This window comes from Micromonospora parastrephiae (assembly GCF_016802865.1).
GTDB lineage: Bacteria > Actinomycetota > Actinomycetes > Mycobacteriales > Micromonosporaceae > Micromonospora > Micromonospora parastrephiae.
Genome location: NZ_JAEVHM010000075.1, coordinates 1 through 26,071 on the forward strand (window position 1 = coordinate 1; position 26,071 = coordinate 26,071).

Here is a 26,071-nt window from a genome sequence, read left to right on the forward strand (position 1 = left end):
GCAACCTCCAACTGCTCTACCAGGGCCGATCCCCCAGCTCCGGCGGAGACTACGGCCTCCTGCCCTACCGACCCGGCCTACTCACCCTGCAACGCTGACCGTGTGACGGGGCGGGCTCGGCACAACGCCGGGCCCGCCCCGACCCACGAATGTGGCCGTACGGCCCACCTGTCGGGCCAAGCACCTGCCAGAGTGGCTCATGCCCTTGAGCGCGTATCACCTCAGAACCTCGATCGCTGTGTCCGACATCCAGAGGGCCGTGGCCTTCTACGAAGGCACGCTGGGCCTGCGGGCGCTGCGGTCCGGTCCCAGCGCGAACATCGCCGACGGCAGCCGCGTCTACGGCTCCGGTGGCGGGCCGGCGCTGAACGTGTACCAGTCGGTCACCGCCGGAAAGACGTCGGCGACGCTGGCGACCTGGTACGTCGACGACATCGACCAGATTGTCGACGAGCTCACCTCGTCCGGCGTCGAGTTCGTCCGTTACGAGCAGTTCGAGCATGATGCCAAGGGGATTTCCGCTCGGGCCGGAGGTGGACGTATCGCCTGGTTCCAGGACCCGGACGGCAACACCTTCGCCCTCGAAGCCGACGTGTGACCTCCGGTGGGTGCCGCGTGGGCCCAGGCGTGTCCGGCGTCACTTGACCCGGTTGGCTAACTCGATTAGCTTAAAGCTAATACGAATAGCTAACCGGGGGAGAGCTGATGACCGAATACCTGTCCATCGACGGCGGCACGATCGCGTACGAGGTGACCGGCGAAGGACCGCTGGTCGTCCTCGCCCACGGCATGGGCGACAGCCGCGAGGCGTACCGCTTCGTCGCTGCGCCCCTGGTGGCCGCCGGATACCGGGTGGTCGCGGTCGACCTGCGCGGCTGCGGCGAGTCGAGCGCGCAGTGGCCGTCCTACAGCCGTACCGACATCGCCGGCGACCTGCTCGCGGTGATCCGGCACCTCGGTGGCCCGGCCGTGCTGGTCGGTCACTCGATCTCCGGCGGGGCCGCCACCATCGCGGCCGCCCAGGCGCCCGACCTGGTCAGCGGCATCGTCGAGCTGGCACCGTTCACCCGCAAGCAGTCGATCAGGCTGGGTGACCTGCGGATCGCCCGTTACCGCAAGGGCATGCTCCGACTGCTCGGCGCCGGCCTGCTGGGCAGCGTGCCGCTCTGGCGCAGCTACCTCGACGTCGCCTACCCGGGGAGGAAGCCGGCCGACTGGACCGCCCGCATGAACCGGGTCGACGCGATGATGCGCGAGCCCGGCCGGATGAAGGCGATGCAGAAGATGGGCCAGTCGGCGCCGGTCGACGCCGGGGCGCAGCTGGCGAACGTCCGCTGCCCGGCCCTGATCGTCGAGGGCACGCTCGACCCGGACTGGGCCGACCCACGGGCCGAGGGCGAAGCGATCGTGGCCGCGCTCCCGGCGGGTCTGGGCCGGCTCGAAATGATCGATGGTGCGGGTCACTACCCGCACGTGCAGTACCCCGACGAGGTGACCTCGCTGGTGCTGCCCTTCCTGCGGGCGAACGCCCATGCCTAGGGCCGGCCTCGCTCCGGCGGCAGTCGTCGCGGCCGGGGCGGCGCTCGCCGACGAGGTCGGCTTCACCAACGTGTCCATGGGTCTGGTGGCCGAGCGGGTCGGCGTACGGACACCGTCGCTCTACAAACACGTCGACTCCCTCGACGCTCTACGCCGGGGCATCGCCATCCAGGCCAAACGCGAACTCGGGGACGCGCTGGCCCGGGCAACGGTCGGGCTCTCCGGCCCGGACGCGGTCCGCGCGTTCGCCGACGCCCACCGTCGCTGGGTCCTCGACCATCCGGGCCGCTACGCCGCCACCATCCGTGCGCCCGAGGCCGATGACGAGGAGGACCGCCGTGCCGGCGACGACGTCCTGCGAATCCTGCTCGACGTCCTCGCCGGCTTCGGACCACCTGGTGCCGGCACCATCGACGCCGCCCGTGCGCTGCGGTCGGCGCTGCACGGCTTCGCCAGCCTGGAGAGCGCGGGCGGCTTCGGACTGCCCCGCGATGTCGACCGCAGCTACCGCTTCCTCGTCGACACTCTGATCACCGGCCTGCGGCCCGACCGACCGACGGGCGCCGGGGGAGCGGGGTGACCGTCGCCTCGCCCCGACGGCGTCAGACCAGCAGTTGCTCCCGCAGCCGCGCGCCCAGGTTGATCCCACCTACTGCCCGGGGGCCGGCCGGATCGTGCACGCCGAGGGTGTTGTTGCGGCGCATCAGCTCACGGACCGCCGGTGGCAGCCGGGGCGGGTCGTCCATGGCGGCGAGGACCTGCCCGGCGCTCGAGATCAGTCGATCGGCCAGGGCGGCGGCGTCGGTGTCCACCCGCACCCGGGCGTACTCCCAGCCGGCGGTGGTGAGGTCCAGTACCTCGAACACGCGGGTCACGAGCGGGGCCGGGTCGGTCACCCGATCGAGACGGCGCGCCTGGCTGCCGACCACGTCGACAGCGGCGGCCAGCTGAGCGTACGGATGGAAGCCACACGGCAACGCGAACAGCGGCCACCGCAGCGTCGGGCCGACCTCCTTCCACAGCGGCCGGTAGTTGCGGCGGTTCACCAGCAGCCGTCGGCCCGTCCGTCGGTGATAGTCCTGGGCCTGTGCCTGGAGGTCGGCGTGAGCCTCGTCGGCGACCTGACTCACGATCCGGGCCGCCACCACCAGGCCGTCATCGCCGTCCAGGGTTCCGGTGACCGCCCTGACCTGCTCGGGAAACGGGATCCGCGCGTGGGCGCCGTACCTGTGCTGGACGTCCCGTAGCAGCGCCTGCTGCCGCTGCGGATCGAGCTGGACCCGCCCGCCACCCAGCAACCGCTGGAGCCAACCCATCTCGCCTCGTTTCAGCAGAGCCGTCCCGGACCGCGGCAATGCTAGTGCGTCGGAACCCGCTCGGCGCTGAAGGGGTGGTGGAGCGGATCGTCCGCGTCCACCCGTCCCGATGACGGTCAGCTCTGGGTGTCGCCCCGGTCACCGACCGCCTTCCGCATGCTCGGGGTTCCGCCGTTCTGCATGGCGTGCATGGCGTCGCGGGCGTTCCGCCACGCGCGGCGGGCGCCCGCCGTGTCGTCGACGGACAGCCTGGTGTCGTGCAGCAGCATCTCGGCCTGGAAGACATCGATCGTGTTCCCCCGTTCGCTGTTCCCGATCGCGCACTCGTGCCGGCCCAGCTCCTCCGCCGCTCTGTCCCGGTTGCCCACCTCGCGCAGCATCCAGCCCACCGCCTTCTGAACGAGGTCGTGTGGGCTGGCCGTCCCGGGCCGCCTTCGCCTACCTCGCGAAGCGGCCCGGGAGACGGGGCTCGCCCTGTGATCAGTTGCGCAGGGCCCATTGCTGGTTCTGTTGTCCGTTGCAGGACCAGAGGAGGAGCCTGGTGCCGTTCGCGGTGGATGCGCCGTTGGCGTCGAGGCAGAGCCCGGATTGGACGCCGGTGATGGTGCCGTTGGCGTTGACGTTCCATTGTTGGTTGGTGCCGCCGTTGCAGTCCCAGATGATGGCTTGGGTGCCGTTGGTGGCGCCTTGGCCGGAGGCGTCGAGGCATTTGTTGCCGTACACCTGGAGTTGTCTGGCGGCGGTGTAGGTCCAGCGTTGTGGGGTGCCGCCGGTGCAGTCCCAGAGTTGGACCTGGGTGCCGTTGGTGGTGCTGCCGTTGGGTACGTCGATGCAGCGGCCGGACTGGCCGCCGACGATGCGGACGTTCTGCTGGGGGTTGCCGCCGCTGGCTGGCGCGTACGAGGCGGCGGCGATGTTGGCCTGGACGGCGTCCTCGGTGGCGGCGGTCGGATAGCCGGAGGTCAGCACACCCTCGAAGAACGTGCCACGGCCGGTGACACTGTTGTCGCCACCGATACCGAGGAGGATCGCGCCTTCCTTCTTCATCGGGTGGTAGCCGTTGGGCCGTCGCCCGTCGAAGTAGGTCGTCAGACCACCCGCCTGCGCGTTCCCGCCCCGGATGGCCCAGTGGTTCGGCTCGCCCTTGACCATGGCGGTCACGAAGCGTTGGTTGATGGACGGGATGTTGTTGTATCCCGCGTTCACTCCGGAGAACAGCCCCCACTCCAGGTCGGCCATGATCCACGGACCGGCCCCGGCCCCGTAGCCCCACTGCTTGTTGGCCCCGAAGTAGACGGTCTCCATGATGGCGGGCGAATCGGCTTGGCCGTCCGTCTGCGCGTTGCCGTAGTCGAAGCAGCACCACTGGTTGTAGTGCGTGCCGTCGACGACGGCGTAGATGCCCTCGGGCTGGTCGCCGGTGGCGACGCCGTTGGTGTTGTTGTTGCGGTAGCCGGTGCCGGGCGCGATGTAGACGCCGTACGCCTTCTGGCCGCCGATGGTGATCGGGGCCGCCTTCGCGTCGGCGAGGTTGTCCCACCCGCCCGGAGCGGGACCGGGCCAGTAGCCGGGAGGCGCCTGCGTCAGGCGGTTGTTGCGGCCCGACTGGTCGTAGATGATCGTGATGACGCAGTTGGTGTTGGCGCAGAACGAGTCCTGGGTGGCGGCGTTGGCGTAGCCGCCCGCGCTCAGCACGCCGATGTCGCGGGTGGTGTTGTCCGACGAGCGTCGGACCTGGTAGAGCGGACCGTTGTACGCGCCGTACAGCGCCCGGGTGGTGCTGTGCGCGGCCACGCACGGCGTACCGCCCGAGGCGTAGATGTCGCATGGTCCCGTGCCGGCCGCGTGGGCGACGCCCGGCGCGTTCGAGACCACGTAGGCCCCGGCGCCGACGGTGAGGACCAGTGCGGCCCCCGCGGCGGCCAGTAAGCGGCTCAATCTCCTCTGCACGTTCATCGAATCCTTTCGGTGGGGTGTGCGGTGTTGTGTGACGTCGTCCCCGGCAACATCACACGTCATACCTCTGAGATTAATGATGGTCTATCTTGCTGGCTAGTTGTCCGGGCGCGCCAACCTGGCTAAGCGGTGGGATTGCCGAAGCCCGGGCGCGCAATTCCTCGTCCGAGAAGAGGATTCAGGACGGTTATGCTCGGCAGCGAAGCATGGCGCGTCCCCGTGTCGGGGCAAGAATCGATTCGAGGGCGATGGATGAACATCGGGGAGATCGCCCGCCGGGCGGGAGTGTCCCGCAGCACCGTCTCCTACGTGCTGAGCGGGAAACGCACGGTGTCGGAGGCGACCCGACAGCGGATCCAGGCGGTCATCGACGAGCTGGACTACCGGCCGAACGCCAGCGCCCGCGCCCTGAAGGAAGGACGTACCCGCACTCTCGGGCTGGTGATCCCTCCGGCGAGTCAGCGGTTGACCGACATGCAGCTGGGCTTCGTCGCCAGTGTCGTCGAGGCGGCCGCCCGCCACGACCTCGATGTGCTGCTGTCCCCGTCCGGTGGCGACCACGACCGGTCGTTCGAGCGGATCGTCACCGGGCGTCGCGTGGACGGTGTGGTCCTGATGGAGATCCGGTTGGAGGACGACCGGGTGACCCGGCTGGCCAGAACGGGTCTGCCCTTCGTCACGATCGGTCGGACCGCCGACCCGCACGGAATGAGTTGGATCGACATCGACTACGCCGGTCTGATCGCCCGGTGTGTGCACCACCTGGCCGATCTCGGGCACCGGCACGTGGCCCTGGTCAACCGTTCCGCCGAGTTGGTGGCCGCCGGCTACGGCCCCAGCCATCGGGCGCTGGCCGGTTTCCGGGCGGCGGTTCTGGAGCGGGGTCTGACCGGCGTCGACGTCTGCTGCGGCGATGACGCGACCTCCGGCGAGACGTGCGTGGAGCAACTGCTCGCGACACATCCGAACGTCACGGCCGTGGCCACCATCAACGAGGCCGCCCTGCCCGGCATGCAGCGTGCGCTGACCGGCGCCGGCCTGTCCGTGCCGGCCGACTTCTCGGTCACCGGGGTCGCCGCGCAGCACTGGGCGGAGGATTTCCGCCCGCCGTTGACCGCCGCGGATGTGCCGATGCGCGAGATGGGCGCCGAGGCGGTGGCGCTGCTGCTGGAGATCATCGCCGCGCCTGGGGCCGTACCGCGCCACCGCCTGTACAGTCCGCCCGTCTCGTTGCGCTCCAGCACCGGTCCGGTCCGGGCCCGCCGAGCCGGTCCGACTACCCACCTCTGACCCGCCGTTCCTCCTGACCGCCGGCGAGAATGAGGTAGCTGCTGGCGGTCCAGGTGTACGCGCGGTCCCGGAGCCCGGTCCCGGTCTCGGCATCGAAGTTCTCCGCGAAGCCGGACTTCTCGCACAACGCGAGGAACCGTTGACTGATGTCGTCCGCGATTTCGGTGTGTCCGGCCCGCCGCAGACCGTCCTCGACCAACACCGTCGAGGGCGCCCAGATCGGACCCCGCCAGTAGCCGTCGGCGACGTAGTGGGCCGAGTCCGTCGGCTCGGTGGCCAGCCCGTGTGTGGTCAGGTGCGTTTCGATGCCCCGGGCCAGCGCGTCGGCGACCGGTGCGGGCAGGTCGGCCCCGAGTGCGACGGGCATCAGGTCGAGCAGGCTGCCGCTCGCCCTGCGCCGGCCGGTGCGGGGGCTGCGGGCGGTGAAGCGTTCACCGTCCCACAGGTCCCGCAGCATGGCCGCGCGGATCCGGTCGGCCTCCCGCGACCACCGGTCGGCGGGCTCTCCCAGCTCGATGGCGAGGTCGGTCAGGCAGCGCAGCTGCGAGACCAGGAACGCGGCGAGGTCGGCCGTCTCGATGACCCGGTCGTCGTCGAAGGTGGTGGCGTTGTCCCAGCCGCTGTCGTTGCCGTGCTGGTAGTGCGGCAGGTCGTGGCCGGGGGCGCGGCGCGAGTCGAGCCAGAACGCGGTCCAGCGGGACAGCCGGTCGTAGGTCTGCGCCAGCGCCGCCCGGTCCGGCGGCTGGGGAAGGCGTCGGCGCAGGTGTCGCAGCGCCCAGCCGTGGATGGGGGGCTTGACGTAGTTGTGCAGGACCTCCGAGTGAGTGACCGAGTCGGGCAGGGCGCCAGCCTCATCCTGGTGGTCGAAGGGCAGGTGGAACTGGTGCCAGGCCAGCTCCGGCTCGCCGGCTGCCAGGGCGATCGCGTTGAAGCAGTGGTCCCAGCTCCACACCTTGTCCATCCAGTGCTTCGACATCAGGACGGCCGGCCGGGTGACGAAACCCGCCGGGGCGACGGTGGCCGACCACAGCACGTACGCGGCCAGTTCGGCGGACGGGGTGTCCGTGCCGCGCCACGGCGCGACCGCGTCGACGAAGGTGGTGAACTCGCTGCTCCGGTCGTGGCACAGCCGGTCGAAGGTGGCGGACGCGGTGTACGGCCGGCGGGCGGTGGCGTACTCCTCGATCGCGATCTCCCAGGGCTGGTCGCCGGCCAGGTCCAGGAACCGGTCCGCGGTGCCGAGCGCCTCCACGCCCTCGGCCCGCCGGAGAGCGCCGGAGAGCACCGTGATCCGGTAGCGGCGCCCGGTCTCGTAGGAGGTGAACACGTGTGCGCCGTCGACCGGGTCGAGGTAGAGGTAGGTGCCGCTGAACGGGGTCAGGGTGCTCGCGGCTGCGGCGACCCGCAGACCCAGCCGCCGACCCCGTAGCCGCAGGGTGTCCGGTCCGTCGTAGACGGCCTCGATCCGGCCGGGTCCGGTCCGCCAGGTCAGCAGCGCGGGCGTGGCGACGACCGTGGCGGCCGCGACCTCGGGGCAGAGGCGCAGTACGGGGTGCAGCCCGGTCTGGTGGGAGACCAGGTGCAGGTCGTCGGCGTACGTCTTCTCGGCTACCACCGGGGAGATGTTGAGCCAGGAGCCGCGGTAGCTGAACGGGATGTCCTGGATGGAGAACTCCGGACCGGACGGGACGACGGTCATGGGTGGCGGTTGCCTTTCTGGTGCGGGTGGTCAGTCCTTGACGGCGCCGGCCGTGACGCCCATCGAGACGTACCGCTGGGCCAGGACCAGCAGCACGGCGGCGGGGATGGAGGCGACGACAGCGGTCGCCATGATGGCGTTCCACTGCTGGTTGTTGTTGCCGATGTAGTGGTAGATGCCGAGGGTGATCGGCTGGTGGTCACCGCCGCCGGCGAGGGTCGACGCGAAGATGAAGTCCGACCAGGACCACAGGAACGCGAACAGGGACACCGTGACGATCGAGTTGCGGCTGACCGGCAGCACGACCGACCAGAAGGTGCGCAGCCGACCGGCGCCGTCGACCACGGCTGCCTGGAGCAGTTCGTCGGGAATTCCGGACATGAAGGCCGTGAAGATCAGCACGGCGAACGGCACCGCCAGTGTCGAGTCGGCCAGGATCAGGCCCGGCAGCGTGTTGAGGACGCCGAGGGTGAGATAGATGGCGTAGAAGCCCATCGCCATGATGATTCCCGGGATCATCTGCGCGATCAGCAGGACGAAGCTCAGGGCCGGGCCGCCGGGTGGCCGCAGCTTCGCCAGCGCGTATCCGGCGGGGGCGGCGAGTGCCACGGTCAGCGCCACCGTGCCGAGACCGACCAGGAAACTGGTGCCGAGGTACGGCAACTGCTGGTCGAGCACGGCCCGGTAGCCGTCCAGCGTGCCGTTGGTCGGGACCAGGTGGGGCGGACTGGCCCGCATGTCCTGGTCCCGGGTGAACGACACGTTGATCATCCAATAGACGGGGAAGAGCATCAGCCCGGTCAGCACCAGGCCGACGGCGGTCTTCCACCAGACCCGGGGTGTGGAGGTGGTCATCGCAGGTTCTGCTTCCGCTGGATCCGGATGTAGACGAGCCCGGCGATCAGGGCCATCACGATGAGCAGGTTGCCGACGGCCGCCGCCGGACCGAACTCCGGCAGCAGGTTGCCGAAGCCGAGTCGGTACGACCAGGTGGCGAGCGTGGCGGAGGAGTCGGTCGGGCCACCCCTGGTCATGATCCAGATGATGTCGAAGACCTTCAGCGTGTAGATCAACCCGAGCAGCAGGGTGATCGCGGAGACGGGGCGCAGCAACGGAAAGGTGATGGACCAGAATCGTTGCCAGCCCGTCGCTCCGTCGAGCGCGGACGCCTCGTACACCTCGACCGGGATCGCCTGTAGGCCGCTGTACAGCACCACCAGGTTGAACGGAATGCCGATCCAGATGTTCGCGATGATCACCGAGGTGAGCGACCAGCCGGGCGAGGTGAGCCAGTTGACCTGGTCGATCCCGACCGCGCCCAGTGCCGCGTTGACCAGCCCCGAGTCGCTGTTGAGCAGCCACGACCAGGTCGACGCCGAGACGATCAGCGGGAGCAGCCACGGGACGAGGATCAGCGCCCGCAGGGTGCCCGACAGCGGAAAGTGCTGGCGGAAGAAGAGCGCCAGTGCCATGCCGATGCTGAACTGGAAGGCGAGCGACGCCGCGGTGAAGACCAGGGTGTGCGTCAACGTCGGCCAGAAGGCCGGGTCGGTCAGCACCGTGCGGTAGTTGTCCAGGCCGGCGAAGGGTGCGCCGCCCTGCACGAACGAGCGGACGGTGTACTCGCGCAGGCTCAGCTCGACGTTGCGGTAGAGCGGGTAGGCGTAGAAGGCCACCAGGTAGATGGCCACCGGTGCCAGGAAGTTCCACGCCAACCACCGGCGGGGCCGGCGGGTGCGGGACGCGGGAGGCCCGGGCGGGGCGGCGGTCGCCGCCCCGCCACGGCCTCGCGTGGCGGTAGAGGTCTGTGTCGTGGGCGTCATCGTGTCGGTTCGTGCGCTTACCTGGCCGTGGCCGTGGCCTGCGCGGCGGTCAGCGCCTCCTGCGGCGTCTTCGCGCCGCTGAGGGCCGCCTGCACGGCGGACCACAGAGGCTCGGAGATCTTCGGATACTTCGTGCCGAGGTTGTCACCGGTGCGCCCCTTCGCTGCCCGGACCGCGTCCACCCAGACCTTGAGCTTGGGGTCGGCGGCTGCCTGGCGCTCCTGCACGGCGGCGACGGGTGCCACGTAGGAGAGCGTGGTGTCGGTGGTGAGCAGGTTGTCGGCGTTGGTCAGGCAGGCGACCAGCTTCTGTGACGTCGCGTACCGGGCGGTTTTGTTCTGCACCGGGATGGAGACGAACTCCCCGCCGGTCGGTGCCGGGGCCGGGCCGCCCGCGCTGGCCGGGATGGCGATCGTGCCGTACGGGAAGCCGAGCTTCTCCGCGTTGGCCAGCTGCCAGGTGCCGTTCTCGGCGAACGCGAAGTCGCCGGTGGCGAACTCCTGCCAACTCGTGGTCTGGGTGTTGTTGATGACCGAGTTCGGGGCGTGGCCCTGCTTGAGCCAGTCGGTCCAAAGGGTCAGCGCGGACACCGCCTGCGGTGAGTCCAGGCCGGTCAGCTGCGCTCCGGACCCCCAGAACCAGGGCAGGAACTGGAAGCTGCCCTCCTCGGTGCCGATCGCGGAGAAGGTGATGCCCTTCTTGCCCGCCGCCTTGACCTTGGTCAGCGCCGCGGTCAGTGATGTCCAGTCCGTGATCGAGGTCGGATCGACGCCAGCGCGGGTCAGCAGGTCCCTGTTGTAGTAGAGGGCGAGGGTGTTGGCTCCGATCGGCACCCCGTACGTCTTGCCGTCGCGCTGGCCGGCGCCGAGCAGGTTCGCCTCCATGCTCGACACGTCCAGCTTGTTCTCCTCCGTGGTGGTGAGGGCGCCGGCCTCGGCCAGTGTCGAGATCACCGGGTTGTCCACGATCAGCACGTCCGGTGAGTTTCCCTGCTGGGCGGCGAGCAGTGCCTTGTTGGTCAGGTCGGTGGTGTCGTAGCCGGTCCGCTCGACCGTCACGCCCGCCGAGGTGCCGCACTTCTTGAGCAGGGCCACCCATTCGGAGTCGTCGGCGAACTGCGGATACGGGTCCCAGACGAGGTAGGCGCCGCCGTCGGAGGGACCGTCGGCGGACGACGAGCAGGCGGCTCCTGCCACCGCGGAGAGTGCTATCACGGCGACGGCGGCCAGCCGCCGCCGTCGACTGGGTCCGGTCATCTGCTGCCTCACTTCAAGTCGATCGTCGGGTGGGGGTGTGGTGGTGACCGTCGCGGGCCGGATGTGGTGGTCCGGCCATGAGGCGAATCGATTCGACGAATCGGTTCGCCCGAAGATAGGACCGTCCATGCTCGGGGGTCAAGGGGTGATCACGGGCGGGGGTGCAACACCCGGAAACGGCGTCTTTACCCCGCCGTCGCTCCATTGACATGGTTCAGTATCCGGTCCTACGATCCCTGCGAATCGGTTCGCAAACGCCGCCTCCGGAGTGCGCCCCCACGCCCCACCAAGGAGCCGCCCGTGAAAACCCCGTCCCACGGCAGGCCAGGACCAGCCCGCGCGCTCGTCGCCCGACTCGTGGTCGCCTGCTCGCCGCCGCCACCGCCGTAACCGTCGCCGCGCCTACCGCCCAGGCCGCCGACGAGTCGATCAGCGTGAACTTCTCCACGACCAGCGGTACGCCGACCTACCGCGCCTCCGGCTGGATCTACGGCATGACCGAGAACGCCAGCGGCCCGGCCGACCACTTCTACCGAGACGTCAAGTTCCAGTACATGCGTGCCGGTGGCGCACAACTGGCCGGCAGTGGCTGGGTCGGCGGAACCTACGACCGCCGCTGGAACTCCACCCTCGCCCAGGCGCGCCGGACCGTCGCCCTGGGCGGTCAGTTCATCATCCTGCCGCACGACCTGTGGGGCGCGGACGGCGCCGGCATCTCCCGCTTCCCCGGAGACAACGGCAACTGGACCGACTACGACAACTTCCTGACCCGGCTCATCAACGACGTCCGGGCGTCCGGGCTGTCCGTGCAGTGGGACATCTGGAACGAACCCAACATCACCATCTTCTGGAACCGCCCGATCTCCCAGTACCTCGAACTGTGGCGCCGCACCTACCAGCGCATCCGGGCGGAGTTCCCCAACCAGCTCATCGTCGGGCCGAGCTGCGCCTGCGTACCGTCGACCACGCACACCTTCTGGAACCAGTACCTGGACTTCGTGCGGGGCGGGGGTCAGGGTTGGGTTGTTAGCCAGGTTGTGGCGGAATCGCGGATGGGGATGGGGACCTCGTGGCCGCCGGGGAATTCCTGGTACGTGACGTCGTAGCCGAGATCGTGCAGACGCGGGACGAGCCGGCGGCTGCACACGTCGATGGGCAGCACACGGTCGTCCACCCCGTGTGAGATGAAGATCCGTGGCCGGCCGTGGGTGGCCGGCGGCGCGGCGAAACCAGGGGAGAAGGCCAGCACCGCGTCGACCAGGTCGCCGTTGGTGAGGCCCAGCGACAACGCGTACGAGGCGCCGTCGGAGAAGCCGCCGAGTGTCACGTCCCGCACCGGATAGCCGTCGTAGGCGGACGCCAGCAGCCCGTCGATACGTGCCACGTCCACCCCGAAACCGCCGGCGATCAGGTCCCAACTGGCGGCCGACGACTGCGGGGCGACCAGCAGCAGGTGCTGCGCGTCCGCGACCGGCAGCAGCAGGTCCAGCGCCTGCCGCGCCGAGCCGCCCGCCCCGTGCAGGAGCAGCACCAGCCGGTACGGCGTGTCGGCTGCTGTCGGCTGCGGGGCGTACGCCACCGCCAGTGGGCGCCCGTCGGCGCCGGTCAGCGGCACGAGCCCGGTGGGCGCCGGCGCACCGGCGGGTGGGGTCGCGTCGTCAACCGGCCGTGTCGAGGGTTCTGCGCCGGGTCTCGATGCTGCGGCGCGGAGTTGGACACGGGTCACCACTTCCCACGGTCGACGACAGGTGCGACGCGGTTACCCGGCCCGCCCCGGGTTAACCGGCGGCGCGCGGAGGCGCTGCCCGACCGTCGGCGTCAGGCGCTGGCCCGGGCGACCAGGACGGACGGGAAGAGGGTCACCGGCGCGGCCGGACGCCCGTCCAACAGGGCGGTGGCCGCGGCGGTCGCGATGCGTCCCACCGGGTGGCTGGCGGTGGTCAACGCCGGGGCGGTCATCGCGGCGAGGGGGATGTCGTCGAAGCCGGCCACCGCGACGTCGCTGGGCACCCGCACACCCTCGTCGCTCAGCGCGGCGATCACTCCGAGGGCAGTCTCGTCGCTGATCGCGTAGATGGCGTCGACGTCCGGCCACCGTCGCAGCGCCTCGCCGGCGGCCGCCCGGCCGCGCGCGGCCGAGAAGTCCCCGGGGAGCACCCGCTCCGGCAGGCCCGCCTGGCGCATCAGCCCGCGGTACGCCTCCACGGGGCGTCGCGAGCACGGCAGCCACTGCGGGCCGGTGACCATGGCGATCCGGCGGCGACCCGTGGCGTACAGGTGGTGCAGTACCGCGTCGGCGCCGGCGGTGTTGTCGACGTCGAACGACGGCACGGTCGGCGAGCCGATGCCGATGGAGACCACCCGGCCGCGCAGCGATCGGGGTATGGCGTCGAGCAGGTCCTCGGTGGTGTTGACCAGCACCACGCCGCACACGCTGCGGTCCCGGGCGAGCTGGTCCAGGCCGGTCGGCTCGCCGAGCGGCAGCCAGTGCAGCGCCACCCCGACGCCGGCGGGCGTGCAGACCCGCGCCGCCGAGCCGACCACGCGGTGGACGTACGGGTCGTCCAGCACCGCGGCGCTGGTGCCCGCGACCGCCACCACCAGGCGTACGCCGGCTCCGCTCACCAGCGCGCGGGCCGCCGGGTTGGGCACGTAGCCGAGCCGGTGGGCGGCCGTGGCGACCCGGTCCCGGGCGTCCGGCGAGGCGAACCCGGTGCCGGCGATCACCCGCGACGCGGTGGACCGGGACACCCCGGCGAGCCGCGCGACGTCCTCCAGGGTCGCCGGCCGGTGTGCCGCTGTCGTCATACGTCGCCTCCCCGTTGGCGATCCGTCCGGTCGGACGAACGCCTGTTCGCATCATGCCCGGTCGGGCCGTCGACGGTAAGGGGCGGCAGCGGGTTGTGGTGGTAGCGCTCTCAGGTGTGCGATCGTGCCAGGAGATCACCCCGAGGAAGAGGACCCGTCTTCGTGAGCGCCCCCACCAGTCGACCCGTCACCCCGGACGCCGCCCCGACACCATTGCGTGCCGTGCGCCTCGCCCGCAACGGTGTGGCCCTTACCTTCACCCTCAACGGGCTGGCCGTCGGCAGCTGGTTCTCCCGTGTGCCGGCCGTCCGTGAGGCGTTGGACCTCTCCGCCGGTCGGCTCGGTCTGCTGCTGTTGGCGATGAGCGTCGGCGCGCTGCTCGCCATGCCCACCTCCGGCCTGCTCGCCCAGCGTCTCGGCGCGGCCCGGACCGTGACCCTGGCCACGGTGCTGGTGGCGGTCGGCCTGACCGTGGCGGGCGTGGGCGCGACGATGACCGGGTCGTTCGTCGTCGTCGCGTTCGGGTTGGCCGCCTTCGGCTACGGGTCCGGCGCCTGCGATGTTGCGATGAACGTCGAGGCCGCTGCCGTGGAACGGCGGCTGGGGCGGACCATCATGCCCCGCTTCCACGCGGGGTGGAGCCTCGGTTCGGTTGCCGGCGCGGGGCTCGGCGCCGGGGCGGCCCGCCTGGACGTGCCGGTCGGCGCGCACCTCTCCGCTGTGGCGCTGGTGGTGTTGAGCGGCACCGTGCTCGCCGCGCGGACGTATCTGCCGCTGTCGGCCCATGACCCGGCCGGCGACCCGGCGGACGCCACCCCGGCTGGCCGTCGCCGGGCGCAGCTCGCCGCCTGGCGGGAGCCGCGCACCCTGTTGATCGGGCTGTTCGTGCTGGTGGCGGCGTTCACCGAGGGCGCGCCAACGACTGGCTGGCGGTCGCGTTCGTGGACGGCCGGGACGTGAGCGAGGCGGCCGGAGCGGCGGTCTTCGGCGTGTTCGTCGTCGGTATGACCCTCGGGCGCACGGCGGGGACCGTCGCGCTGGACCGGTGGGGCCGGGTGCCTGTGCTCACCGGCACCATCGGGCTCGCCGTGCTCGGCGCGGGCCTGGCGGTGCTGGCCGGCTCGGGGCCGCTGGCGATCGTCGGCGTCGCGTTGTGGGGCCTCGGTGCGTCGCTGGGCTTCCCGGTCGGGATGAGCGCCGCGGCCGACGAGGAGGCGCACGCGCCCGTCCGGGTCAGCGTGGTCGCGGTGATCGGCTACACGGCGTTCCTGGCCGGGCCGCCGCTGCTGGGGCTGCTCGGTGACCACGTCGGCACCCTGCGCGCGCTGCTGGTGGTGCCGCTGTTGCTGGTGCCGACCCTGCTGCTGGTGCCGGTGCTGCGCCCGCCGCACGCCGCCGAGCCGGCCCGTCCCACACCAGAAATCTAGCCCAACGGGCAGCTCAGCGGTATCGGGTGCGTGGCCGACTGCGCCGCGCACCCCGGCCCGTTACGGTCGCCCAATGCCGACCGACGAGATCACCGCCGCCGCGGCGGGCACCTGGACCCTGGGCGACCGCGTCGTGCGCCGGATGGGCTTCGGCTCCATGCGGATCACCGCGAACCCCGACCGCGAACGGGCGATCGCACTGCTGCGCCGCGCCGTGCGGTGGGGCGTCAACCACATCGACACCGCCGCGTTCTACGTCTCGCCGGGCGGCGCCCTGCGCGTGGGCAGCGGTCCGGCCCGGTACGCCACCGAGCTGATCCGGGCGGCGCTCGCCCCGTACCCGGAGGACCTGGTGATCGCCACCAAGGTCGGTTTCGGGTACGACCCGGTGGGCGGCTTCACCGAGGCGCTCACCCCGGCTCAGCTGCGCGCCCAGGTCGAGGAGAACCTGCGTCGGCTGGGCCTCAACCAGCTGGACGTGGTGAACCTGCGGCTCGGTCGGGGGCCCGGGCCGGTGCCGCTGGCGGATCGGTTCGGCGCCCTGGCCGAGCTGCGCGCCGCCGGGCTGATCCGGCACCTCGGGCTGTCCAACGTGCGGCCGGAGCAACTGGACGAGGTGGCGGGCATCGCGCCGGTCGTCTGCGTGCAGAACAACTACGGGGTGGACGCGTACCGGGAGCAGGACGCGTTCGTCCGGGCCTGCGGCGAGCGGGGCATCGCCTACGTTCCGTTTTTCGCGTTGGCCGGCACCGGCCGGGAGGCGGGTGCGGGCGCCGACCAGGCCGAGGCCGTTCTGTCCGTCGCGCGGGCCCACGGCGTCACCCCACACCAGGTACGTCTGGCCTGGACCCTGCACCAGGGTCCACACGTGCTGGCCATCCCCGGCACCGGGGACGTGGCGCATCTCGCGCAGAACATCGCCGCCGCGTCCGTACGACTGACCCCGGAGGACCTGACCCGCCTCGGCTGATCCACTCAGTCGCGGAGCCAGACGCGTAGGGGCGCGGGGAGCTACCGGCCGGTGAGGATGACCAGTTGCTGGGTCGCCCGGGTCATCGCGACGTAACGGTCGACCGCCCCCTCGATCCCGTCGCCGAACGAATCCGGGTCGACGAGGACGACCAGGTCGAACTCCAGACCCTTCGCCAGCTCCGGGGTCGACGACCGGACGCGGGCCGCCGTCGGGAACGTGGCGTCGCCGATGACGCAGGCGATCCCCTCGTCGTGCGCCGCGAGCCAGGTGTCGAGGATCGAACCCAGATCGGAGACGGATCCGTGTACGACGGGAGCGCCGCCGCCGCGGATGGAGGTCGGCACGTTGGCGTCCGGGAGCACGGCGCGGATGACCGGCTCGGCCTCGGCCATGACCTCCTTCGGCGTCCGGTAGTTGATGGTCAGCGAGGCCAGGTCGATCCGCTCGAGCCCGATCCGTCGAAGCCGTTCCTGCCACGACTCGGTGAACCCGTGCCGGGCCTGGGCGCGATCCCCGACGATGGTGAAGCTGCGCGAAGGGCAGCGCAGCAACAACATCTGCCATTCGGCGTCGGTCAGCTCCTGGGCCTCGTCCACGACGATGTGCGCGAACGGGCCGGCGAGCAGGTCCGGGTCGACGCTGGGCAGGGCGCTCTGGTCGACCAGCGCGTCGCGCAGGTCGTGGTGGCGCAGCATCGTCAGCAGACCTTCGCCGTCGTCGTAGACGTCGGCCTGGATCAGGTCGTCGACGACGGTGGCCATGCGGGCGCGTTCGGCGGCGAAGGAGGCGTCCTGCCCACGTTTGCGCTCCGCCGCCGCCGGGTCGCCGAGACGCTGCCGGGCGGCGTCCAGCAGGGGCAGGTCGGACGCCGTCCAGGCGTGCGCGTCATCGCGTTGCAGGGTGCGGACCTCGTCGGGGCTGAGCCAGGGAGCGCACCTGCGCAGGTACGCGGGGACCGACCACAGGTCTCCGACGAGGTCGCCGCTTCGAGCAGCGGCCAGGCGCGGTTGAAGGCCGTGCGCAACTCCGCGTTGCGTAGCAGCGCCGCGCGCAGCACGTTCTCCGGTTCGTCGCCGTCGTACCGGTCCACCAGGATCGTGAGCAGCTCCTCCCAGACCCGATCACGTGCCTCGTTGTGCGGGGTGCCGGGATCCGGCGCCTCGAACGCCTCGGCCCAGTCGTCGGCGCTGAGTCGGATCTCGGCCCAGTCGGTCGCCACCGTGATCGGAGTGCGGGGCGGCTCCTCGTAGAACCGCACGGCCGCCTCGATCGCCGTCAGCAGCCGCGCGGACGACTTCAGCCAGGCCACGTCCGGGTCGGTTTCGACCACCGCCAAAGCTCCCTCGGCGACGAGGTCGCGCAGCGTGCAGATCTGCACCTCCTCTTCGCCGAGGCTGGGCAGGACGTCGGCGACGTACGCCAGGTAGGGCTGGTGCGGTCCGACGAAGAGCACGCCACCCCGGCGCTGACCGAGCCGAGGGTCGGAGTAGAGCAGGTACGCGGTGCGGTGCAGGGCGACGACCGTCTTGCCCGTACCGGGGCCACCGTCGACGACGAGAGCCCCGCGGGAGCCCGCTCGGATGATGGCGTCCTGGTCGGCCTGGATGGTGCCGAGCACGTCGCGCATGCGGCTCGACCGGCTGCCGCCGAGACTCGCGATGAAGGCGGACTGGTCGTCGAGCGCGGCGTGCCCCTCGAACCCGTCGGAGGTGAACACCTCGTCCCAGTAGTCGGTGATCCGGCCGAGGGTCCAGCGGTACCGGCGGCGGCTCGTCAGGCCCATCGGGTTGGCGTGGGTGGCGCCGAAGAACGGCTCGGCCGCGGGGGAGCGCCAGTCGAGCAACAGCTGGCGGCCGGCGCCGTCGGTGAGGCCGCGACGCCCGACGTACACGGGATCGGGGCTGTCCGCGCTGACCATGCGACCGAGGCACAGGTCCAGACCGTAGCGGCGCAGCGCGCGCAGTTGGGCGCTGAGCCGGCGGACCTCCCGGTCCCGCTCCACGGCCTGCCGGCCGCCGCCGCCGGGCGCCCTGCGTTCGGCGTCGAGGCGGCCGGTCAGGTCGGTGAACGTCTGTCCGAGGCTCGCCGCGATGGCCGCGAAGTGCTCCTCGTCACGGGCGATCAGCGCCGGGTCCGCCTTGGCGGAGAGCTGCTCGGGAAGATCAAACACGCTGAGGGTCAGCGGGTCCACGTCGGTCGCTCCGATCTGGGATGCCGGCAAACGCGCGCCTCCGAGCTGCGGAAACGCGGTCTGGCCGGCAATTGTGCGGTACGACCCGGGCCTTGCCACAAGTCCCCCGGTGCGGTATACGTTAAGAGTGGCAGGGATTGAGTGCTTTCCTCTCCCTTGATCATCCACTCGGCCGCACCCCCCGCGCCCACCGATCGTCAGGGCGTCCGTTCGGCGTAGACCAGGTCCATCGTGTCGCTGTGCCCGCCCCAGCGCAGGTCGAGGTGCCAGCACCCCGCACGCGGCATGTCGATGATCGACGGGCCCGGACCGCCGGCGACCTCGCGGGTCACCCTGGTTCCGGTGCCGTCCAGTGTCGCGGTGATCACCAGGGTGGCCGCCGACGTCGTGCCGGTCGACGCCGTGACCGGCCGGGAAACCCAGAGGATCTTGTTGTTCGACCCGTCCCGCCTGACCTGTGCCAGTGGGTGGGCGAACATCACCGCCACGATGTCGCCCTTCGCGCCGAAGACGTGCGGGACGCGCGCGTCACCACTGAACCCGGCGTCCGCCCAGTCGGGCAGCGCCCCCGTCTCGACCCGCGAGCCGCAGCCCGTCGCGGCGCTCGCCGAGACCGTGCTGGCCGGCGCTCCGGCCGACGTGGCCGCCGCCGCGGAGTCGGCCGGTTGGTCGCCGGTCGTGCACCCCGCCAGCAGGAGCACCGATCCCAGCGTGAACCTCACCCAGGCACCCATGTCGTCCTCCGATACGTCGATGAACCGAGTGGTGTGTCGCGTCATCAGGACACCGCTCGGGGCCGACGGGTTCCTACTTCATCGAATTGGCGATCTCGATCGCCTTTGGCTTGGTGAGATCCCCCTCGAGCCGGTAACTCACGTCGTCCGCCTGCCAGATCAGGGTCGAGGCGGCCAGCCGGGCGGTCTCCCTGCGGATCTGGCCGGCACGGTCCACGTAGGACAGGACGTGCGGGCTGCCGACCCAGATGGCGAAGTCGCCGTTGACCTGGACCCACTCCGTGTCCGGTCCACTGGTCTCCTTGTGGAAGGCCAGGTTGAGGTGGCCGTCGAAGGCGTCCACCCGCAGCGCGCCCCCGCGGTAGAGCAGCGTGGCCACGCGGTGCGCGCCGCTGGCGTCGGGGTCCGCGACGACCACCCGCTCGGGCGGGCCCAGCTTCGCCGGTACGCGGATCGGGAAGCGCACCGCCCGCTGCGCCTCGTCCAGCGCGGCCGTCCGCTGCGACGGCAACGGCGACGGGGTGCCGGCGGGCAGCCCCGACGACGGGGCGATGGTGACTCCCGCGAAGCGCAGCAGACCACCGACGGCGTCGGCGACGGCGGTACGTGTGGGCGGCAGCACCGCCACCACCAGCGCGGCGAGTGCCGCGGCGGCGTACGCGCGCCACCGGTGTCGCCGGGGCGCGGTGAGCCGGGCGCGTACGCGTGCGGTCACGTCGGGCGCGTCGGGTGTCTCCAGCCAGGCGGACAGGTCGCGCAGTTCCTTCTCGAGGTCACCCATGCCGGACCTCCTCGCGGTCGAGCAGGCCGCGGAGCTTCGCCAACGCCCGGGACGTCCGCGACTTCACCGTGCCCCGGGGCCAGCCCAACGTCTGCACGGTCTCCTCCTCGCTGAGATCGAGGAAGAACCGGCAGACGATCACCTCACGGTCGCGTACCGGCAGTTGGCGCAGCGCCCGCACCAGCGCGGTGCGACGTTCCCCGGCGAGGACCGCGCCGACCGCCCCGTCCTCGGCGGCCTCCGACACCGGGCCGGCGGCCGCGGCCCGCAGGACGAGCCCGTCGCGCCGGCTGCGGGAGCGGTGCAGGTTGCGCGTCTCGTTGGCGACGATCGCCAGCAGCCAGGACCGGAAGGACGACTCACCGCGATAGCGGGACAGCTTGCGGTACGCCTTCACGAACGCCTCCTGGATGACGTCCTCGGAGTCCGATCCCGCACCGAGCAGCACCGCCGTCCGATACGCGGACGCGCTGTGTCGGGCGACCAGGAGGTCGTACGCCTCCAGGTCACCTGCCCGAGCGCGGGTGACGAGCACGTGGTCGTCCAGCGAAACCTCCGGTTCGATCACCCTCATGACACCGCACGGGCGTCGCGGGTTCCACCCGCCCCGGGTCAGCTTGCTCTCACCCGCCGTGCAGCGTATTGCCAGGATTCGGTGCTGCACTGGTGGGAGCGTCGAGGAGAGGGGTGGGGCATGGGCTGGTTCAGTCGGCGGGCACGGGGTACCGAGGCGACCCCGACCAAGCTCGACCGGGAGGCGACCCGCGACGACCTCGCCGCGCTGGAGGCGTTCGTCGCCACCCGGCGGGGGGTGGAGTTCTACCTGGAGCCGGAGACCACCGCCACCGACACGACCGTGGTGGCGATCGCCCACGACGGGGAGTGGATCCGCCGCCGGACCGGCACGCCACGGGCCGCGGGCGCCATCGCCCGCAAGCACGCGGTGCCGCTGTACGAGGCGGCGCGCACGGGCTACCCGGAGCGGATGCGGGTGTGGAACCGGGCACACCCGGAACGACACGCCCGCTGAGCGGGACGTCGCCCGCCGTCGGCGGGCGACGGCTGGCGGTCGGCCGTCGGCGGGTGTCGTGCTCACCCGACCGCCGCGCTGACCGGCGAACCGGCGCCCCCACATCACCGCAGGTCAATGTCGTGAGCAGGGTCGCCGACGCCGGGATCCGCGTTGACCGGCAGCGGAGGGTGTGGCAGCATTCGCGGCCTGACGGCAGTGAAGGAAGTCGGTGCGAATCCGACGCGGTCCCGCCACTGTCACCGGGGAGCGATCCCCCCTCGTGAGTCACGGCCGTGTGTCTGCGGTTGGAAGGCCGGGGGAGAGCGTCGATCCGGAAGCCAGGATACTTCGGCCGTCGGATGTACCCCAGGGCGTGGACACCCGAGGAGGACCCGATGACGCACGGCGTCTCTGTCACCGACGAACACCGTCGTGACCCGAGCGGCGACCGCTTCGCCGCACCCGTACCCGGGCGCCCTCCCGCCGTTCACCGCTGAGTTCCGTACCGCGCCACCCGTCGCCGCCGGCCTCCCGCCGGTGAGCCGGCCGGAGCGCGGTACCCGCTGAACCCCGCGCCCATCCCACGTCGCCAGCCCGCTTCCGCGAGCCTGCCGACGTTACTGTCCGGAGCCTGCCGTGCGCACCCTGCTGCTCTCCACCGCCGACACCGACCTGCTGGCCGCCCGCGCCAGCGACGCCGACTACCGCTTGGCCAACCCCGCCCGGGTCGCGGCCGACGAGGTGCCCGCCCTGCTCGACGGGGTCGACCTCGCCGTCGTACGTCTGCTCGGGGGCCGGCAGGCGTGGCCCGACGGCCTCGCCGCGGTGCTCGCCAGCGGGCGGCCCACGGTCGTGCTCGGCGGTGAGGCGATGCCCGACGCGGAGCTGATGGCCCTCTCCACGGTGCCGTCCGGGGTGGCCACCCAGGCGCTGGCGTACCTCGTCGAGGGCGGCCCGGACAACCTGGCGCAGCTGGCCCGGTTTCTCTCCGACACGGTGCTGCTCACCGGTGAGGGCTTCGCCCCACCGGCGTCCACCCCGGCGTACGGCGTGCACGGCGAGCACCCGGCCGACCCGGACCGGCCCACCGTGGGAATCGTTTTCTACCGGGCGCACGCCCTCGCTGGGAACACCGGATTCGTCGACGTGCTGGCCGACGCGGTGCGCGAGGCCGGCGGCAACCCGCTGCCGATCTTCTGCGGCTCGCTGCGCGGGCTGACCGCCGGCGCCGGACCGCTCGGACTGTTCGCCCGTTGCGACGCGCTGCTGGTCACCGTCCTCGCCGCCGGCGGCGCGGTCGCCGCCGACGCGTCCGGCGGCGGTGCCGAGGACGCCTGGGACGTGGGCGCCCTCGCCGCCCTGGACGTACCGGTCATTCAGGCGCTCTGTCTCACCAGCACCCGCGAACAGTGGGCCGGCAGCGACGCCGGACTGTCCCCGTTGGACGCCGCCATGCAGGTGGCCATCCCCGAGTTCGACGGTCGGATCGTCACCGTGCCGTTCTCGTTCAAGCGGATCGACGCCGACGGGCTCTCGGTCTACGCCGCCGACGCCGAACGGGCCGCGCGGGTCGCCGGCATCGCGGTCCGCCACGCCCGGCTGCGGTACGTGCCCAACGCCGACAAACGGGTCGCCGTGGTGCTCAGCTCGTACCCCACCAAGCACTCCCGGGTCGGCAACGCCGTCGGGCTGGACACCCCCGTCTCGGCGGTCCGGCTGCTCGCCGCGCTGGCCGACGCCGGCTACCACCTCGGTGACGCGCCACCGCCCGACGACGGCGACGCGCTGATCCACGCGCTGATCGCCGCCGGTGGTCACGACGTGGAGTGGCTCACGCCGGAGCAGTTGGCCGCCGCCGAGGCCCGGATACCGGGGCCGACGTACCGGCGCTGGTTCGACCAGGTCCCGGCCGAGCTGCGCGAGCGGATGCGGGAGCACTGGGGTGAGCCGCCCGGCGAGCTGTACACCGACGGCGGCGACATCGTGCTCGCCGGGCTGCGCTTCGGCAACGTGGTGCTGCTCATCCAGCCACCACGCGGTTTCGGGGAGAACCCGATCGCCATCTACCACGACCCGGACCTGCCGCCCAGCCACCACTACCTGGCCGCGTACCGCTGGCTGGCCGCGCCGGTGTCCGACGGCGGCTTCGGCGCGGACGCCGTGGTGCACCTGGGCAAGCACGGCACCCTCGAATGGCTGCCCGGCAAGGGCCTCGGCCTCGCCGCCGACTGCGCGCCCGACGCGGTCCTCGCGGACCTGCCGCTGGTCTACCCCTTCATCGTCAACGACCCCGGCGAGGGCACCCAGGCCAAGCGGCGCGCGCACGCCGTGGTCATCGACCACCTGGTGCCGCCGATGGCCCGCGCCGAGACCTACGGCGACCTGGCCAAACTGGAGCAACTGCTCGACGAGTACGCCACCGTGCAGGCGCTCGACCCGGCGAAGGTGCCCATTGTGCGGGCGCAGATCTGGGACCTGGTACGCGCCGCGGAGCTGCACCACGACCTGCACGCCGAGGCGATGCCGGACGCCGACGACTTCGACGACTTCGTGCTGCACCTCGACGGGTACCTCTGCGAGGTCAAGGACGTCCAGATCCGCGACGGGCTGCACATTCTCGCCGCCGCGCCGACCGGCGAACCGCGCGTCAACCTGGTGCTCGCCGTGTTGCGCGCGCCGCAGATCTGGGGCGGCGCCCACGCCCTGCCCGGCCTGCGGCAGGCCCTCGCCGCCGCGTACGGCCTCGATGAGCAGGAGCTGCTCGCGTCGCCCGGACAGCGGATCGTCCTGCCCACGGCCCTGACCGACGCGGTGGACGGGCCCGCCGGCACCGCCGCCGACGCCGTCGACCTGATCGAGGCCCTCGCACGGCGGCTGGTCGTCGGCATGGAGACCCTGGACTGGGCCGTGGACGCGGCCGACGCGGTGGTCGCCGAGGTGACCGGTCAGCCGATCCCGGACGCCGGCGCGGTGCTGCGCTTCGCCGCCACCGAGCTGGTGCCCCGGCTGGCGCGCACCACCGACGAGCTGACCAACACCCTCGGCGCGCTCGACGGGCGGTTCGTGCCGCCCGGACCGTCCGGTTCGCCCACCCGCGGCCTGGTCAACGTGCTGCCCACCGGCCGCAACTTCTACTCCGTCGACCCCAAGGCCATTCCCAGCCGCAACGCCTGGGATGTCGGGGTGGCCCTCGCCGACTCGCTGCTGGCCCGGCACCTCGCCGACACCGGCACGTACCCCCGCTCGGTGGGGTTGACCGTGTGGGGCACCAGCGCCATGCGGACCCAGGGCGACGACATCGCCGAGGTGCTCGCGCTGCTGGGCTGCCGCCCTGTCTGGGACGAGCGGTCCCGGCGGGTCACCGGCATCGAGGTGGTGCCGACCGCCGAACTGGGCCGACCCCGCGTCGACGTCACCGTGCGCATCTCCGGTTTCTTCCGCGACGCGTTCCCGCACGTCGTGGCGCTGCTCGACGACGCCGTCCGCCGGGTCGCCGCCCTCGACGAGCCGGACGCGGAGAACTACCTGCGCGCCCATGTCGCCGCCGACCTCGCCGAACACGGCGACGAGCGACGCGCCACCGCGCGGATCTTCGGCTCCAAACCCGGGGCGTACGGCGCCGGGCTGCTGCCGCTGATCGACGCCCGGACCTGGCGCGACGACGCCGACCTGGCCGAGGTGTACGCGGTCTGGGGCGGCTACGCGTACGGCCAGGGCCTGGACGGGCGGAAGGCGCGCGCCGACATGGAACGTTCGTTCGCCCGGATCGCGGTGGCCGTAAAGAACCAGGACACCCGCGAGCACGACATCGTCGACTCCGACGACTACTTCCAGTACCACGGCGGGATGGTGGCGATGGTCCGACACCTCACCGGCGCCGCTCCGCAGGCGTACGTGGGTGACTCGGCGATGCCGCACGACGTGCGGACCCGCACGCTGGGCGAGGAGACCCGGCGGGTGTTCCGGGCCCGGGTCGTCAACCCGAAGTGGATCGCCGCGATGCGTCGCCACGGCTACAAGGGCGCGTTCGAGCTGGCCGCCACCGTGGACTACCTGTTCGGCTACGACGCCACCGCCGGCGTCGTCGACGACTGGATGTACGAGAACCTGGCCGCCGCGTACCTCTTCGACGAGACCACCCGGGAGTTCCTGGAGCGGTCCAACCCGTGGGCGCTGCGCGGGATCACCGAGCGGCTGCTGGAGGCCGCCGACCGGGGTCTGTGGGCCAAACCCGAGCCGGCGACCGTCGACCGGCTCCGCGACACGTACCTGGCCAGCGAGGGTGACCTGGAGGACCGGGCATGACCGTGACCACGACCTTCCCGTTCAGCGCCGTGCTCGGCATGGCCGACATGCGGTTGGCGCTGCTGCTCAACGCCGTGTCCCCGGCGATCGGCGGGGTGCTGGTCCGCGGCGAGAAGGGCACCGCCAAGTCGACCGCCGTCCGGGCCCTCGCCGCGCTGCTGCCGCCGGTGCGCCACGTCACCGGTTGCCGCTTCGGCTGTGACCCGGCCGAGCCCGACCCGGCCTGCCCGGACGGCCCCCACCCGGCGGACGCCGCCGCCGAGACCCGTCCGGCCCGGCTGGTGGAACTGCCGGTCGGCGCCGCCGAGGACCGGGTGGTCGGCTCCCTGGACCTGGAGAGGGCCATCGGCGAGGGGGTCCGCGCCTTCGAGCCGGGCCTGCTCGCCGCCGCACACCGCGGCGTGCTCTACGTCGACGAGGTCAACCTGCTGCACGACCACCTGGTCGACCTGCTGCTGGACGCGGCGGCGATGGGCCGCAGTCACGTCGAGCGTGAGGGCGTCTCGGTCAGTCACGCCGCCCGGTTCCTGCTGGTCGGCACGATGAACCCGGAGGAGGGTGAGCTGCGCCCGCAGCTGCTCGACCGGTTCGGGCTGACCGTCGAGGTCGGCGCCAGTCGTGACCCGGCGGTCCGGGTCGAGGTGGTCCGCCGCCGGCTCGCCGCCGACGCCGACCCGGCCGGGTTCGCCGCCCGCTGGGCCGACGCCGACGCCGACATCGCCCGCCAGGTGGCCGCCGCCCGTTGCCGGCTTCCCGGGGTACGGCTTCCCGACGCGGCGCTGCGTCAGATCGCCGAGGTGTGCGCGGCCTTCGACGTGGACGGAATGCGCGCGGACATTGTCGGTGGAGTTGGCTAACCGCTGACCCCGGAGCGATTGGGGATGAAGCCGTCATCCAGCTTGGCCCGCACCTACTTCGTAAGGGTGAGGTATGGGCAGTCAACGTCATTGTGGGCGGCCGT

At 71.8% G+C, this 26,071-nt stretch carries 19 protein-coding genes, 4 pseudogenes and 1 riboswitch; of the genes and pseudogenes, 10 read left to right on the forward strand and 13 right to left on the reverse strand.

The genetic code is table 11. The annotated features are described in order from the left end of the window. Positions 1-238 precede the first annotated feature (238 nt). The 3 genes from JNW91_RS16670 to JNW91_RS16680 all read left to right on the forward strand — a co-directional run bounded on the left by JNW91_RS16670 (position 239) and on the right by JNW91_RS16680 (position 2,119). Positions 239-598, forward strand: a complete 360-nt coding sequence (locus JNW91_RS16670; RefSeq protein ID WP_309244391.1) for a VOC family protein — start codon at positions 239-241, stop codon at positions 596-598. 107 nt (positions 599-705) lie between these two features. Further along, positions 706-1,539: an alpha/beta fold hydrolase gene (locus JNW91_RS16675; protein WP_203176266.1), complete on the forward strand. Its 834-nt coding sequence runs from the start codon at positions 706-708 to the stop codon at positions 1,537-1,539. After that, on the forward strand, positions 1,532-2,119 hold the full coding sequence (locus tag JNW91_RS16680; protein WP_203176267.1) for a TetR-like C-terminal domain-containing protein: 588 nt from the start codon (positions 1,532-1,534) through the stop codon (positions 2,117-2,119). The genes JNW91_RS16675 and JNW91_RS16680 overlap by 8 nt, the downstream gene beginning before the upstream one ends. A 22-nt stretch (positions 2,120-2,141) precedes the next feature. Here JNW91_RS16680 and JNW91_RS16685 read toward each other — a convergent pair whose 3' ends face one another. The 3 genes and pseudogenes from JNW91_RS16685 to JNW91_RS16695 all read right to left on the reverse strand — a co-directional run bounded on the left by JNW91_RS16685 (position 2,142) and on the right by JNW91_RS16695 (position 4,811). Beyond that, the gene (locus tag JNW91_RS16685) at positions 2,142-2,855 is read right to left on the reverse strand and encodes a hypothetical protein (protein ID WP_203176268.1); all 714 of its coding nucleotides are present in this window, start codon (positions 2,853-2,855) and stop codon (positions 2,142-2,144) included. A 116-nt stretch (positions 2,856-2,971) separates the two neighbouring features. Further along, positions 2,972-3,262: pseudogene (locus tag JNW91_RS16690) on the reverse strand (DNA alkylation repair protein); the annotation flags it as partial. Positions 3,263-3,335: 73 nt separating this feature from the next. Next, a complete protein-coding gene (locus tag JNW91_RS16695; RefSeq protein WP_203176269.1) occupies positions 3,336-4,811 on the reverse strand; it encodes an arabinofuranosidase catalytic domain-containing protein in 1,476 nt (491 codons plus the stop codon). Positions 4,812-5,063: 252 nt separating this feature from the next. On the opposite strand from JNW91_RS16695, the gene JNW91_RS16700 reads away from it, so the two are divergent. Further along, positions 5,064-6,101, forward strand: a complete 1,038-nt coding sequence (locus JNW91_RS16700) for a LacI family DNA-binding transcriptional regulator (protein ID WP_203176273.1) — start codon at positions 5,064-5,066, stop codon at positions 6,099-6,101. On the opposite strand, the gene JNW91_RS16705 is transcribed toward JNW91_RS16700, so the two are convergent. Genes JNW91_RS16705 through JNW91_RS16720 form a run of 4 tightly spaced genes read right to left on the reverse strand, consistent with a single transcriptional unit; the run spans position 6,088 to position 10,879 of the window. After that, positions 6,088-7,800: an amylo-alpha-1,6-glucosidase gene (locus JNW91_RS16705; protein WP_203176274.1), complete on the reverse strand. Its 1,713-nt coding sequence runs from the start codon at positions 7,798-7,800 to the stop codon at positions 6,088-6,090. The genes JNW91_RS16700 and JNW91_RS16705 overlap by 14 nt on opposite strands. Positions 7,801-7,830: 30 nt before the next feature. Continuing rightward, the gene (locus JNW91_RS16710) at positions 7,831-8,655 is read right to left on the reverse strand and encodes a carbohydrate ABC transporter permease (RefSeq protein WP_203176275.1); all 825 of its coding nucleotides are present in this window, start codon (positions 8,653-8,655) and stop codon (positions 7,831-7,833) included. Then, complete coding sequence (locus JNW91_RS16715) at positions 8,652-9,623, reverse strand: carbohydrate ABC transporter permease (protein WP_238425137.1); 972 nt, start codon at positions 9,621-9,623, stop codon at positions 8,652-8,654. The genes JNW91_RS16710 and JNW91_RS16715 overlap by 4 nt, the downstream gene beginning before the upstream one ends. A gap of 17 nt (positions 9,624-9,640) precedes the next feature. Then, entirely contained in the window at positions 9,641-10,879 is a 1,239-nt protein-coding gene (locus tag JNW91_RS16720; RefSeq protein WP_203176276.1) for a sugar ABC transporter substrate-binding protein, read from the reverse strand. Positions 10,880-11,313: 434 nt separating this feature from the next. Between JNW91_RS16720 and JNW91_RS16725 the strand changes: the two genes are divergently transcribed. Further along, positions 11,314-11,985 carry a hypothetical protein gene (locus JNW91_RS16725; protein ID WP_238425138.1) on the forward strand — a complete coding sequence of 224 codons (672 nt, stop codon included), beginning with the start codon at positions 11,314-11,316 and terminating at the stop codon, positions 11,983-11,985. Here the strand turns inward: JNW91_RS16725 and JNW91_RS16730 are convergent. Further along, positions 11,892-12,494, reverse strand: coding sequence for an alpha/beta hydrolase (locus JNW91_RS16730; RefSeq protein WP_203176277.1), 603 nt, complete (start codon positions 12,492-12,494; stop codon positions 11,892-11,894). The genes JNW91_RS16725 and JNW91_RS16730 overlap by 94 nt on opposite strands. Before the next feature lie 203 nt (positions 12,495-12,697). Then, entirely contained in the window at positions 12,698-13,687 is a 990-nt protein-coding gene (locus tag JNW91_RS16735; RefSeq protein ID WP_203176283.1) for a LacI family DNA-binding transcriptional regulator, read from the reverse strand. A gap of 162 nt (positions 13,688-13,849) precedes the next feature. Between JNW91_RS16735 and JNW91_RS16740 the strand changes: the two are divergent. Both JNW91_RS16740 and JNW91_RS16745 read left to right on the forward strand, forming a co-directional pair. Then, positions 13,850-15,114, forward strand: a pseudogene (locus JNW91_RS16740) (MFS transporter). Positions 15,115-15,187: 73 nt separating this feature from the next. After that, a complete protein-coding gene (locus JNW91_RS16745) occupies positions 15,188-16,084 on the forward strand; it encodes an aldo/keto reductase (protein ID WP_203176284.1) in 897 nt (298 codons plus the stop codon). Between the two features lie 41 nt (positions 16,085-16,125). Here JNW91_RS16745 and helR read toward each other — a convergent pair. From helR to JNW91_RS16765, 4 genes and pseudogenes are all read right to left on the reverse strand, one after another. Next, positions 16,126-18,269, reverse strand: a pseudogene (gene helR, locus JNW91_RS16750) (RNA polymerase recycling motor ATPase HelR). A gap of 206 nt (positions 18,270-18,475) precedes the next feature. After that, positions 18,476-19,000 carry a hypothetical protein gene (locus JNW91_RS16755; protein ID WP_309244392.1) on the reverse strand — a complete coding sequence of 175 codons (525 nt, stop codon included), beginning with the start codon at positions 18,998-19,000 and terminating at the stop codon, positions 18,476-18,478. 85 nt (positions 19,001-19,085) lie between these two features. Continuing rightward, positions 19,086-19,793, reverse strand: a complete 708-nt coding sequence (locus JNW91_RS16760) for a hypothetical protein (RefSeq protein WP_203176285.1) — start codon at positions 19,791-19,793, stop codon at positions 19,086-19,088. Further along, positions 19,786-20,367, reverse strand: a complete 582-nt coding sequence (locus tag JNW91_RS16765) for an RNA polymerase sigma factor (protein ID WP_203176286.1) — start codon at positions 20,365-20,367, stop codon at positions 19,786-19,788. Before JNW91_RS16765 ends, JNW91_RS16760 begins: the two co-directional genes overlap by 8 nt. Positions 20,368-20,487: 120 nt before the next feature. Between JNW91_RS16765 and JNW91_RS16770 the strand changes: the two genes are divergently transcribed. The 3 genes and pseudogenes from JNW91_RS16770 to JNW91_RS16780 form a co-directional block, all read left to right on the forward strand. Then, positions 20,488-20,823, forward strand: a complete 336-nt coding sequence (locus tag JNW91_RS16770) for a hypothetical protein (RefSeq protein ID WP_203176287.1) — start codon at positions 20,488-20,490, stop codon at positions 20,821-20,823. Between the two features lie 176 nt (positions 20,824-20,999). Beyond that, positions 21,000-21,176, forward strand: a riboswitch (cobalamin riboswitch). Positions 21,177-21,441: 265 nt separating this feature from the next. Continuing rightward, positions 21,442-25,110, forward strand: coding sequence for a cobaltochelatase subunit CobN (gene cobN / locus JNW91_RS16775; RefSeq protein WP_203176288.1), 3,669 nt, complete (start codon positions 21,442-21,444; stop codon positions 25,108-25,110). Then, positions 25,107-25,952 (forward strand): annotated as a pseudogene (locus JNW91_RS16780) (ATP-binding protein); the annotation flags it as partial. The gene cobN and the pseudogene JNW91_RS16780, both read left to right, overlap by 4 nt. Positions 25,953-26,071: the final 119 nt, after the last annotated feature.

What these genes read in the sequence shown, in the direction of transcription:
- JNW91_RS16720 (WP_203176276.1), bottom strand. Translation starts at nt 10,879, where the DNA reads ATGACCGGACCCAGTCGACGGCGGCGGCTGGCCGCCGTCGCCGTGATA.
- JNW91_RS16765 (WP_203176286.1), bottom strand. Translation starts at nt 20,367, where the DNA reads ATGAGGGTGATCGAACCGGAGGTTTCGCTGGACGACCACGTGCTCGTC.
- JNW91_RS16705 (WP_203176274.1), bottom strand. Translation starts at nt 7,800, where the DNA reads ATGACCGTCGTCCCGTCCGGTCCGGAGTTCTCCATCCAGGACATCCCG.
- JNW91_RS16685 (WP_203176268.1), bottom strand. Translation starts at nt 2,855, where the DNA reads ATGGGTTGGCTCCAGCGGTTGCTGGGTGGCGGGCGGGTCCAGCTCGAT.
- JNW91_RS16735 (WP_203176283.1), bottom strand. Translation starts at nt 13,687, where the DNA reads ATGACGACAGCGGCACACCGGCCGGCGACCCTGGAGGACGTCGCGCGG.
- JNW91_RS16760 (WP_203176285.1), bottom strand. Translation starts at nt 19,793, where the DNA reads ATGGGTGACCTCGAGAAGGAACTGCGCGACCTGTCCGCCTGGCTGGAG.
- JNW91_RS16745 (WP_203176284.1), top strand. Translation starts at nt 15,188, where the DNA reads ATGCCGACCGACGAGATCACCGCCGCCGCGGCGGGCACCTGGACCCTG.
- JNW91_RS16675 (WP_203176266.1), top strand. Translation starts at nt 706, where the DNA reads ATGACCGAATACCTGTCCATCGACGGCGGCACGATCGCGTACGAGGTG.
- JNW91_RS16715 (WP_238425137.1), bottom strand. Translation starts at nt 9,623, where the DNA reads ATGACGCCCACGACACAGACCTCTACCGCCACGCGAGGCCGTGGCGGG.
- JNW91_RS16700 (WP_203176273.1), top strand. Translation starts at nt 5,064, where the DNA reads ATGAACATCGGGGAGATCGCCCGCCGGGCGGGAGTGTCCCGCAGCACC.
- JNW91_RS16710 (WP_203176275.1), bottom strand. Translation starts at nt 8,655, where the DNA reads ATGACCACCTCCACACCCCGGGTCTGGTGGAAGACCGCCGTCGGCCTG.
- JNW91_RS16680 (WP_203176267.1), top strand. Translation starts at nt 1,532, where the DNA reads ATGCCTAGGGCCGGCCTCGCTCCGGCGGCAGTCGTCGCGGCCGGGGCG.
- JNW91_RS16770 (WP_203176287.1), top strand. Translation starts at nt 20,488, where the DNA reads ATGGGCTGGTTCAGTCGGCGGGCACGGGGTACCGAGGCGACCCCGACC.
- JNW91_RS16695 (WP_203176269.1), bottom strand. Translation starts at nt 4,811, where the DNA reads ATGAACGTGCAGAGGAGATTGAGCCGCTTACTGGCCGCCGCGGGGGCC.